Raw genomic sequence first — 10859 nt, 5'->3', positions numbered from 1 at the left:
TTGGCCCGTCAGGGCGATCCTCGTCCGGTGTCCCGCAGGAGCGCTCAACGCGGCATGACAGCGCGGCAGCGCTTAACGCGTCCTGTTACCTCTAGCGCATGCACGCGATGATGGGGCGTGATGTTATCGGCGTGGGTTTCACTTGAACTAGGCATGGCGCAGGGTTTGGCGAGACGTCCTCCACGCGTTGATCTCCTGCCAAAGACCGGACCTGGTGCACGTGGCGGCCTAGTTTTGCTGGCGGCACACACGCTTCTGCCGGAGGCCGCCGTTTCGAGCTTGCCTGAGGTGGCGCGCGACGAGGTCGCTGAAGGTCTTTTCGGCCGAATTCGGGCGGCCTTCGCCGCTCACGCTGATCGCCGTGCTCTGGGCTCGGTTCAGCGCCCGATCCGGGATGACCCGATGTTGCTGGATCTTCGGGACCAGCTTGTTATGGAACTTGTCGGCGGCGTGGACAGGCTGGCTGGTGTGACCCTGGCGGCCCACGTACACCTCGCCCGAGGCGTTCGCGGGACTGTGCCGTTAGCCCTTGCAGTGCAGTGTCTCGGTTGGTACCTGTCTTACGTGCAACCGGGTTCGACGCCGGCCGAGTTATTCGCCGAAGCCAACGAATTAGGCGAAGGCTGGCGTACCGAAGCGCACAGTCGCGCTCAGATCGAAGCCGAGATGGCAGCGTTCGCTCGTCAGGTGGTCGGTGACAACCCTCTTGATCTGCTGGATTTGCCAATTTGAACGTGTCACCTGCGGCGCTCCATGCGGCATGAGAGCGCGGCAGCGCTCAACGCGGCAGGAGAGCGCGACTGCACCTACGCGGTTGAGCCAGGCAGAACCGCTTCGCCGCTGATGCCGCGCACAGCCGGGCCGTCGACGTTCGCACGGCTCGTGCGACATGGGCGTGGGGCAGAGTGTTGCTCCATGAGATACACGGTTCCTCTGCGGGTGACGGTGGACGTCGACAGTCCCGAGAATGTCATCGCCGGGGCGAAGGCAGAACTACAGCGGGCGTTTCACGTGAGCAAAGAGGAGTGGGAGTCAGGCCACCGGCCCGCGATCGACCGACAGTTTGGTCACGCGCTCGGAACCATTTTGACCTCCGAAGCGCTGTGCGGTTCCGTGAGAGGGATCTTGGAGGGAACTGTGCCTGGACTCTCGGTAACCGGATTTTATGTCGCGACCAGTGAGGTCGAAACTCCCGACTGAGCTGAGCGAACCGTCCTGCCAAGTCCACGGGTGCGACCGCACGCTCAACGCGGCATGAGAGCGCGGTAGCGCTCAACGCGGCATGACAGCGCTCGTCAGCGACGTTCGACTTCTTCTACGACGCTGTGACCGGACCCGGTGCGGGACTCCCAGGTCCAACTTTCATGGGAGCGGATTCGGCCGTCCGGCATCTCTTCGAGCTGGGCTGCACATCGACCGCTGCTCGTTGTCCCGTCTCGCGTGGCATGTACGTATCGGAAAGTGAGAATGCTGCCCTCACGAGTACCCACGAGTCGACCCAGGGCGATGCAGCCGCCCGAATACTCGGCCCAGATCACCAGATTCTCCTCGTGGTACGTGAAGAGCGTCTGCGCGCCGACCTCGCCATCACCGCTGTTGCTCACCCCGACGAGAGTTCGTCCATCCAGCGAAGCAACACCCCCCGCCAAGCTCCGTTCGTTGCCTTCCAAGCCAAGACCTCCTGTCAGACCGCAGCACGAACCAAGCCGCCCAGTCCTACCTTGGCAGGCGCTCTACGCGGCATGGAAGCGCGCAGCGCTCAACGCGGCAGTGCCTGCCAGCCTGCCGCCTACGAATGGTCCTGAGCTCTGCAACCGTTCCGAATCACCGAGCCGGCGGATGGTCCGAGAAGCTAGCGCCTGGAGAGCACGGCGGCGGCGGCTAGCCGCGAGATGGTACGGCCCGGCCGAAAGGTGCCGTCGGGATAGCCGGCGAAGACGTGCCTCTTGGCCAGGGCCGCGATGTCACCGCAGAACGGGTTGTCGGTACGCACGTCTCTGAACGGGTGAGACGTGCAGGGTGCGTCGGTCGGGGTCACGCTCGGGTTGGTCCGAGTCTCTCCGCGGTAGATGAACGCGGCTAAGGCTTGGCGCTCGACCGGCGCCTCGGGTCGGAAGCTGCCGTCAGGAAAGCCGGTCATGATGCCCGCTCTCGCGGCGTTGGCGATCTCGTGGCAGGTGCTCCATGTGGGGGGGACATCGCGGAAGGGTCCGACGGTGCCGCCGCACGGTCCAGTCAGCCTGGATCCGTCGTCGCCCTCGGTCCCCTCGTAGTAATACGGCGACGTCGCCACCAGCTCACTCCTCGTGAGGGCGGCAGCCGGGCGGTAGGAGCCGTCGGGATAGCCGGCCGGCGCGGAATTGGAGTAGACGGCCGGTGCGAGGGGGTTGCTCATTGGCACGTCTGTGTACACCGAGCGAGGCGCAACGACGGGGGAGTCGACGTCGTGGACCTTGACGGGCGGCGTGGGCCGCGTCTTCCCTCCGCCGACAACCCCCGCGTGAGCCCTCTTGGCCCCGCCGTGTCCGTTGTTGGCGACGATGACGAAGTTGGTCTCCGCGTAAGGCTGCGGTACCGCGTCGAGGGCGCCATAGTCTGCATAACGAAGGGCTGGTGCGAGTGCTGGCCTGCCGGAGACGAATCGGAGCAACTGGATGCGCCCGTTCGAGGCGTTGAAGTAGTAGAACGGGATTTTGCCGAATGACGGCACTGGCGGTAAGCCAGGAGGAGCGGGGTGCGTCACCGCACGCAGCGGGATGTACAGCGCCCCGTGAACACGGCGTGCGCCGGTGAGGAAGGCACCCTTGCCGTACGTGAGGTTGGTACTCAGATCGTAGGGTGTCTGGTAGGCGAACACACGGTAGGACGTCGCTGCGGAACCCGTGGACGCGACCTGCTGGTAGCTGTACTTGTGGGTTAGCAGCGCGGCCGGGTTGGCACCGTTGAACGTGGGTCCGGCAGCAGCCGCGGCGACCGCTGATGGGGCCACGGACACCGTGGCCGCCCCTAGAGCGAGAACAGCGAAGAACGAGATGAGTCTGCGCCGGCGGTGGACGTCCACAGTGTTCATGTCTCCTTCGAGCAGGTAGCCGTTCAACCCTAATCCGATCAAACTGGATCAAGGTACTTCACGGGCGCGATGTTCGATTCCATGAGCCTCTCGCCCCGAGCCTGGGGTCCCGGAGCGGTCGCGTTTGCTCTGGCCTGGGGCTAGGCGGCGGAGTGGACACGCACCTCGGCGTCTGGGTCAATACTGGCCACCACCACGCGAACTCCTGTCGCGAAGGACCCGGCACGCACGTGGCGGCACGAGAGCGCGGCAGCGGGCCGCTACTATCCGCGCATGATTCTGACCGTCATCGAAGTGATCTTCGCCGTCTACATTCTTGCCGTGGTGGTCTCGGTCATCGTCGGGCCGATCGTGTTGGGTGTCCGAACAGTGCGCGCGAAGCGTCAAGGCCGAGACGTTGACTACTGGACCGTTGACGCGCTCGACGGCCAGAAAGACCGCGCGACAGTCTGAACCCGTCCAGAGCCGCTCAACCATCTCCTCACGGGAGGCGTGCCCGGTCACCGTTCGGGATGATTCCTCACCCGACACGCGAACCACCGCGCGCAGGCAATCCTGGCCGCCCACCTCGCACTGTGGGGGACCTGTGGGGACTTCCGCGGTTGCAGGCTGCCGACCGGGCCAGGTGCCATCACGCGGCCGTGATGACAATCGACCGTTGAGCCGCCAGGTGGGTCGCCGTCGCCGCTGCGGTTGTCGTTGTTGCCCTCGGTGTACTCGTCGGTCTGGCGTTCTACTCACACACCTTCTACCGCTCGCCCTGGCAAATGGTGCCGACTCAAATCACCGCCTGCGGACGCGACTACGTCCAACCCGACAGGCACCACCCCCAGACGCTGGAAGCAGCATCCCGATCAGCAGGAGCACCGCTGCAAGAAGTGGCCACAACGACAGGATGGGTGCGCACACGAGCCATTTGGGCTCACCCAGAGACGGGCCCGCAGGCTGCCGGTGACCGGTGCGGCGTAACCGCGTGGCTTCGAGTGAGCACAGACCACTTTCTTGAGTACAACCTCTCTGGCGGCCCGTAGGTCCAGGGCGCGCTCGATCGGCATGGTGCCCTCAACGCGGCATGAGAGCACGGCAGCGCTCAACGCGGCATGAGAGCGCGGAGCGCTCAACGCGGCATGAGAGGTTGGTCTTGGGCTGGATCGTCGGCGCGTGCAAGCATCGCGGTGTGACCACCAGCGGCAACGGCCTGCAGGAAGCCATCGACCGACTGCAAGCGAACGACTTGATGCCACCCGTCAAGGCAATCGAGTCTGGCGCCGGGGGTTGGATTCGCGTGACGGTGATAGGCGCCGTCGACGGGGAGCTACGCGCCCGGTTGACCGCCGCGATGGGGTCCACGCGATGGAAGCTAACCGAAGCGCAGAACGAGATCGACGCGGGCGCCGAGTACCGGTCGAGCGGTCGCCTCTGCTAGCCCGCTGCCGTGGCCGAGAGTGGTGACGCTCACCGCGCCATGGCGGCGCGGTAGCGCTTTGCGGCGTGAGGAGCGGCGGCTGTTCTGCTCCACAACGTTTCGGACGTGAGCGGAGTCTAGGTAGTTGTGAGCGAGAGTTTCGAGTCCTTTGCGTTGCGGGAGCTGCAGCCGCTTCTTCGTTATGCCGCTCTGTTGACTGGCGATGGCGAACTAGCCCGGGACCTGGTGCAGGACGTCATGTTGAAGGTTCACAGCCGCTGGGATGAGATCTCGATAGCTCGCCAGCCACATGCTTACGTGCGGGCGATGATCACGAATGCTCATCTGTCGTGGCGGCGACGGTGGTCGGTGCGCAACGTGGTCCTAGGGCATCGCGTCGCGATCGACGCACTTTCAGTCGCCGATCATGCCGCTGAGCTCAGCGAGCGGGCAGCGATGTGGTCGGCGTTGGCTGTGCTGCCCAGGCAGCAGCGGGCCGCCATCGTGCTTCGCTTCTACGAGGGACTCAACGACAGCGAGGCAGCTGACGCACTCGGGTGTTCGGCCGGAACCGTCCGAGGCTATATCTCCCGCGCTCTGGCTACCTTGCGCGCGCAACTTGACGAGCAGACGCTCCTGATTGAGGACAAGCGATGATGCTAGAAGACTCACTGACAGCGACCTTGCAGGACTACGAAGCTCTCGCCCCGGACGCGCAGGAAGTGCTGCGGTGGCTTGAGGACCACACCGCTAAGAAGCAGCCTCACAACCGGACACGCATCTTGGCAGGCGCATGTGTGGCGTTGCTTATTGTCGCCGTTGCCGTGGCCACCAGCCTTGTGCACCGGCCGAGCACCGGACCAACGCGTGTTGGAGCGCTGCCTAGCGGGGGACCGGGATCGACGTCACCCTTGTCGACCGCGCCGACCATCCTGCCGTTTCGCTTCACCAAGGACACGCCGCCAGGGACACTGATCCAGCCCAACCTCCGCCGGAGCGCAGGCGCTCTGAATGTGCAACTGCTCGCAACACCGGAGAAGAGTTTCGATCTTGCTTCTGTTCGCAACCAGGTGGCCGTGTTGACATGGTCGGCGTCGTGGTGCGGGCCCTGCCGAACCAGCTACACCGAGTCTCTGACGGCTGCCGGGTTCCCGCCCGGCGTACAGAGGGTGACCATCGCAGTCAAGGACAACCGCGCAGGAGCGGCCGCCCTGTTCTCGGCCAAGGCCGCGAAAGGCCCAATCGCCTACGACCAGACAGGAAGCACACTGGCGTCTCTCGGTGGGCTGCCGCAGGTGTTGCCGCTGACGGTCCTCATCGACCGTCAGCATCGGGTGGCTGCGGTGTACACCGATCCCAGCGCGGAAATGCTGGCACACATGGCGAGCGCCCTTACCAACGAGTGAGCCGACCTCATGGACCATGGACACCCCTGACTTTCAGCCCTTAGCGCGCCTCTCCCAACCGGAGGATGATGAACGACCTGGCAGTGCTGCGGCTCGTCCGCTTGGTGTGGCGACGCCTCACGTCGATGCGGACGGCGCTGATCCTGCTGTTCCTGCTCGCCCTCGGTGCGGTGCCCGGCTCGTTGCTGCCGCAGCGCCCGCTGGATCCCACCAAGACCTCGAACTACATCAAGGACCACGGCGCGTGGGGCACCTTCCTCGACCGGCTGGGCATGTTCGACGTGTTCGGCGCGGCCTGGTTCGCCGCGATCTACCTGCTGCTGTTCATCTCCCTCGTCGGCTGCCTGATCCCGCGCATCCGGGTGCACGCCCGCGCGGTGGCCCGCAAGCCGCTGCCCGCGCCGCGCAACCTCTCGCGCCTGCCGGAGTCCGGATCGTTCCCGGTCGACGCCGCGCCGAGCGACTACGCCACGGCCGCGCGGGCCTCGTTAGGCCGCCGGTGGCGGGTCGTCGAGCGCCCGGAGGACGGCGGCGTGGTCACGCTGTCGGCCGAGAAGGGTTACAGCCGCGAGACCGGCAACCTGATCTTTCACATCGCGCTGCTCGTCGCGCTCGTCCTCATCGCCGTCGGCCGGCTCTACACCAACGAGGGTCTGGTCATCGTGCGGCAGGGAACCGGCTTCTGCAGCAACTCGGGCCAGTTCGACACCTGGAAGCCGGGGCGGTTCGCGGCCGAGGGCAAGATCAGCCCGGCGCCGTTCTGCATCGACAAGGTCAACAATTTCACGGCCACGTACTCGGCGAGCGGTGAACCGCGCGAGTTCGCAGCACACATCACTTATCACGCGTACAAGGACTCTGGACCGGCTCTGAAGACCACGATCAAGGTGAACCATCCGTTGCGGCTGAAGGGGGACCGGGTCTACCTGACCGGTCACGGCTTCTCCCCGAGGATCACGGTGCGCCTGCCCAACGGGAAGTCCTCGACGTGGACGTCTAACTTTCTGCCCACCGACGCCACGACGCTGTACTCCGAGGGTGTCTACAAGATCCCCGGTAACGGGTCGACGACCGACATCGGCATCTCGGGCTTCTTCGCGCCCAGCCCGATCGACCAGGGCGGAGGGGTCATCGCGTCGTCGTCGGCGCGCGTCGACCACCCGGTGCTGGGGGTGTTCGTCTACGAGGGCAACCTCAACACGACCGGCCTGCCGGAGTCCGTCTACTCCCTCGACCACTCGAAGATGAAGAAGATCGGCGCCGAGAACCTGGTCATCGGCCAGACGCGCACCCTGTCCAACGGCGTGCAGGTCACCTTCGACGGCTGGACGCCATGGGTGAACCTGCAGGTCTCGCACGACCCGGCGCAGGGCTACCTGTTGTTCGCCGCGCTAGCCATGGTGCTCGGCCTGGCGGCGTCGCTCGGCGTGCGGCGGCGGCGGGTCTGGTTGCGTGTCGGGCCCGGCGAGGACGGAGTTACGCTGGTGCGTGTCGGAGGCCTGGCCCGCAGCGACTCGGGCAATTTCACCGGTGAATTCGCGTCGCTGATCGAGCGATTGCGCTCGGCAGCGCCCACACCGACGACTGAGCGGGTCGAATCTCCTGACGTGATCCACGCAGGGAAGGACTGACTCGTCTCGGAGCGAGCCCAATGGGACGGGCCAGACTGCAGCGGGCGCTTCAGGGTCTTCTGGGGCGTGGACCGGGGCGTCGAAGTCCCCACCCAGGGTCCGAGCCAACCGACTCGCCCGGGACCAGCGACAAACTTGGTCTCAGGCTGGTGGGAACGATCCTGACCGGCTCGTGCCTCCGCAAGCCTGGAGGGACGTGTCGGTAGTTCGAGACCTAACCAAACCTGATGGGTGTCGTCACGGCGTAGTAAGGGTGTGACGGTCGCGGCGACGGGAGAGCAAGACATGCCGTGGCGCAGTACAGAGTCAGCAACGCTCGACGACCACGAGAACTTTGCCAGCTGGGTGGCTCCTCATCTGGGTTCGTTGCGGGCGTTGGCTGCACGAGAAGTTGATGCATCCGCTGCCGACGACGTGGTGCAGGAAGCTCTGGTGCGAGCGTGGCAGCGGCGCTCGACCTACAACGCAGATCGCGGGTCTACGCGGGCGTGGCTTGTCGGCATCTTGCTCGACCGGGCCAGACGCCATCGAGTAAGACGACCCAAGCCCGTGCCGCACCTACCAGACGTCGACACGCAACCTGGTGTCGCGTCAGCGCAGCGCCTGGACGTCGAGGCAGCAGTTCGGCAACTCCCGCCCCGCCAACGCCAAATCGTGACTCTGCACTACCTCGCAGACCTGCCGGTAACGGAAGTGGGCGCACTACTTGGCGTGAGCGCGGGGGCGATCAAGGCCCAATTGTCTGACGCCAGAGCCCGCCTGCGCCAGATCATGGAGGACGACCATGAACCACGATGACCAACGAACGGACGAGCTACTACGCGCGTGGGGGAACGCCGCGCGGGCAATGCCAGAGGCCAGTCTGCCGCTACCCGTCGACCTGCCCAACAGGCATCGCGCACGCTGGGTCGCGATCGCGGGTGTGGTCGCCGCCGTCATCGCCGGGGCGGTCGTGCTCAGCCTGTTGACGAAGAACGACACCTCCAACCCCGCAACGCTGCGCACGCGCCCTCCCGTGTCGGTGGTGACTTCGCCGACGCCGAGCAGCATCGCAGGGCTAGAAAAACTTGGCCCCGTCACTTGGTCGAATCCCGTAGCCGACGCCAGCAACCCGCGCCTGGTCTACATAGAAGCCATCACAAGCGAACCTCCAAACGCCTGTGGAATCGAGACCATCCACCCCCAGGTGACTGCAAAGACAGGTCGGATCCACATCCTGCTCACCGATTACGGCCACCGTGTGCCGAAAGGCGCAGGTTGCCCACTAGTTGCGCGCAAGTATGCGTTCGAGGTGCGCCTTCCAAGCCCGCTAGGCCAACACCCTCTCTACGACGCCACAGATGGCAAACCACACGAGGTCTACGACCCTGCGTCAAGCCCTTACTTCGGGAAGACGCCACCCGGCTGCTCCGTTCAACCATTGCAGTGGAGCCCAAAACTGAAGACAGCGACCCTAGAGTGCTACAACACCCACAACCCAACGGATGCGTCCGCCGAGCTCTACTACGCGCCGGTCGGCGGCTACTCCGCTATCTATGGCCCGCTGAACGGCAAGCTGCAACCCACAACCACCATCCAGGGCAAACGAGCCAAGGTCTGGCGGTACCAGGACGCCGCCAACGACATCTGGTATCTGCGATGGACCATCGCCACCGGGCGCGAGGTCACCCTGACCGTGCGCAGCAACCCGACTCATGACCTCCAGCGCGAGCAAGTCGTCGCGATCGCACACGCCGTCAAACCGCCAACAAAATAGAAGGCGCGTTACGTCCGAGGAGACCACGTGCTGAACCACGGCGTGCGGAAGCACGCAGTGCGGCATGAGAGCGCGGAGCGCTCAACGCGGCAAAGCCGGTCGAGCCGTTGCTGACCGGAAGGTGGTGGGCTGACCTGTTCGGGTTAGCGGTGCAGGGTGGCGGCGGCGGGGTCGGGTTGCCAGCGCCACCGAGTGGCGTGCTCGGATGGCTCGGAGTTGGCGGCCCGTATCACTGCACGGAGTACCTGGTCGGGGTCGCACCCGTAGAGGCCGGATGACCAGACGTGGTTGACCTCGAGCACGATGAACCGGTTGTCCTGGAGTCGTGCGACGTCGAGGACCGCAGTGGGCGGTACTTCGGCGTCGGGTAGCGCAGCCAGCACACTGCTGATGAAGGTTGCGGCCTCGTCGTGGAATGAGGCGCGGTGGGTTCGCAGTAGCGGTGTCCACGGGTCGTCCTGGACGAGGTAGGGCGACCATGCGACCACCTCGCGGCCGATGGTGAAGACGCGGTACTCGGAGTCGATCGTCAGCCAGTCCGTGGTGGCGAGCAGGGCAATCGCGTCCGGTGCGTGGACGAGCGCCAACGCCGACTCGAGTTCGTCGACTGCGGCATAGCGACGTGCCGGTAGTGCCCTGAACTTGGCCTCGGCGAGCTTGATGAATGTCGCCGTGCCGGTGAGCATCGCTCGCGCGCCGACGACATCGACCAGGGCCCAGTTCCGACCGGTGACCTCGTGCGGTAGGCCCGTGAACCATTCGGCGGTGGCACCGTTGAGATGGACGGGAGCGCCGGCGTGGATGGCTCGGGCCAGCGGGCCGCCGGCGCAGCGATACGCGACCCCGGCGCCGGCGACGCGAGCCAGCGCGGGCACGTCAATCCAGCCGTCGTCATCGGCGGCGATCCGAACAACCTCGACACCGATCGACTCGGCCGCGGCAGCAAGATCGAACTCCTTGGTCAGGCTGTTCGGGGCATGCGCCAGGGTGCGGATCACCTCACCATCATCGCCGCGACGTCCAACGAACTCACCCAAACCGGCCTCGACTGAAGGACCCGCACTGCGGCAAAGCCGGTAGAGCCGCTTCGCGGCATGAGAGCGCGGAGCGGCTGCGCGCCCCGGACCGGTGGCGAGCTGGCGAAAGTGCAACCGCTCGGTGGTCCGACTAGCAAGCCGACCCGACTGGGACCTGCGAGCTACGGCGCCTGCGGCGACACATCCGGTCAACGGACTGCTAACTCGCCAACGTTTCACTAGGTCGCGGACGCCGACCAATACGTCTACGGCGCTCCACGGCGACACCGATTGCCAAATAGAGAACACTCACCAGCCAGAATGCTGCGACCAGCGCCCATCGAGGGCGGCCCGCCATGGTCATCAAACCCGCCGTGCCCAGCCCGAACCAGAACACGGCGAAGGCCCACGGCCACCAGCGGTTTGCCGCCCAATAGTCGAGACGCCTGGCCAAGAGACTCATGGGGCGAAGTGTGCCGGGCAGTAATGCCTCGCGCAACGCGCTCAACTCGGCAGAGTCGCGCTCAACGCGGCATGAGAGCGCGGCAGCGCTCAACGCGGCATGAGAGCGCGGA

Annotated in this window: 10 protein-coding genes and 1 pseudogene; 8 read left to right on the top strand and 3 right to left on the bottom strand. The window is 65.5% G+C overall.

What is annotated here, in order from left to right; genetic code table 11:
- Window positions 1-279 precede the first annotated feature (279 nt).
- Complete coding sequence (locus ACFFC4_RS21550; RefSeq protein WP_375504704.1) at window positions 280-732, top strand: hypothetical protein; 453 nt, start codon at window positions 280-282, stop codon at window positions 730-732.
- Between the two features lie 1120 nt (window positions 733-1852).
- Here ACFFC4_RS21550 and ACFFC4_RS21545 read toward each other — a convergent pair.
- Window positions 1853-3070: an S-layer homology domain-containing protein gene (locus ACFFC4_RS21545; RefSeq protein WP_375504702.1), complete on the bottom strand. Its 1218-nt coding sequence runs from the start codon at window positions 3068-3070 to the stop codon at window positions 1853-1855.
- 273 nt (window positions 3071-3343) lie between these two features.
- On the opposite strand from ACFFC4_RS21545, the gene ACFFC4_RS21540 reads away from it, so the two are divergent.
- From ACFFC4_RS21540 to ACFFC4_RS21510, 7 genes are all read left to right on the top strand, one after another.
- Window positions 3344-3523 carry a hypothetical protein gene (locus ACFFC4_RS21540; RefSeq protein ID WP_375504700.1) on the top strand — a complete coding sequence of 60 codons (180 nt, stop codon included), beginning with the start codon at window positions 3344-3346 and terminating at the stop codon, window positions 3521-3523.
- 688 nt (window positions 3524-4211) lie between these two features.
- The gene (locus tag ACFFC4_RS21535; protein ID WP_375504698.1) at window positions 4212-4496 is read left to right on the top strand and encodes a hypothetical protein; all 285 of its coding nucleotides are present in this window, start codon (window positions 4212-4214) and stop codon (window positions 4494-4496) included.
- 126 nt (window positions 4497-4622) lie between these two features.
- Window positions 4623-5132 (top strand): SigE family RNA polymerase sigma factor, encoded by a 510-nt coding sequence (locus ACFFC4_RS21530; protein WP_375504696.1) that lies wholly within the window; start codon window positions 4623-4625, stop codon window positions 5130-5132.
- The gene (locus ACFFC4_RS21525; RefSeq protein ID WP_375504694.1) at window positions 5129-5881 is read left to right on the top strand and encodes a TlpA family protein disulfide reductase; all 753 of its coding nucleotides are present in this window, start codon (window positions 5129-5131) and stop codon (window positions 5879-5881) included. The genes ACFFC4_RS21530 and ACFFC4_RS21525 overlap by 4 nt, the downstream gene beginning before the upstream one ends.
- 65 nt (window positions 5882-5946) lie before the next feature.
- Window positions 5947-7512: a cytochrome c biogenesis protein ResB gene (locus tag ACFFC4_RS21520; protein ID WP_375504692.1), complete on the top strand. Its 1566-nt coding sequence runs from the start codon at window positions 5947-5949 to the stop codon at window positions 7510-7512.
- Window positions 7513-7767: 255 nt separating this feature from the next.
- Entirely contained in the window at window positions 7768-8310 is a 543-nt protein-coding gene (locus tag ACFFC4_RS21515) for an RNA polymerase sigma factor (protein WP_375504690.1), read from the top strand.
- Complete coding sequence (locus ACFFC4_RS21510; RefSeq protein WP_375504688.1) at window positions 8297-9268, top strand: hypothetical protein; 972 nt, start codon at window positions 8297-8299, stop codon at window positions 9266-9268. The genes ACFFC4_RS21515 and ACFFC4_RS21510 overlap by 14 nt, the downstream gene beginning before the upstream one ends.
- Window positions 9269-9411: 143 nt before the next feature.
- Here the strand turns inward: ACFFC4_RS21510 and ACFFC4_RS21505 are convergent, their stop codons facing one another.
- Window positions 9412-10266: an ATP-grasp domain-containing protein gene (locus tag ACFFC4_RS21505; RefSeq protein ID WP_375504686.1), complete on the bottom strand. Its 855-nt coding sequence runs from the start codon at window positions 10264-10266 to the stop codon at window positions 9412-9414.
- A 238-nt stretch (window positions 10267-10504) separates the two neighbouring features.
- Window positions 10505-10859 (bottom strand): annotated as a pseudogene (locus ACFFC4_RS21500) (hypothetical protein); the annotation flags it as partial.

The organism is uncultured Jatrophihabitans sp. (genome assembly GCF_964244045.1).
In the GTDB taxonomy this organism is placed as follows: Bacteria; Actinomycetota; Actinomycetes; order Mycobacteriales; family Jatrophihabitantaceae; genus Jatrophihabitans.
Note: the sequence above shows the minus strand (reverse complement) of the source record. Positions and strands in the feature narration are given on the sequence as shown.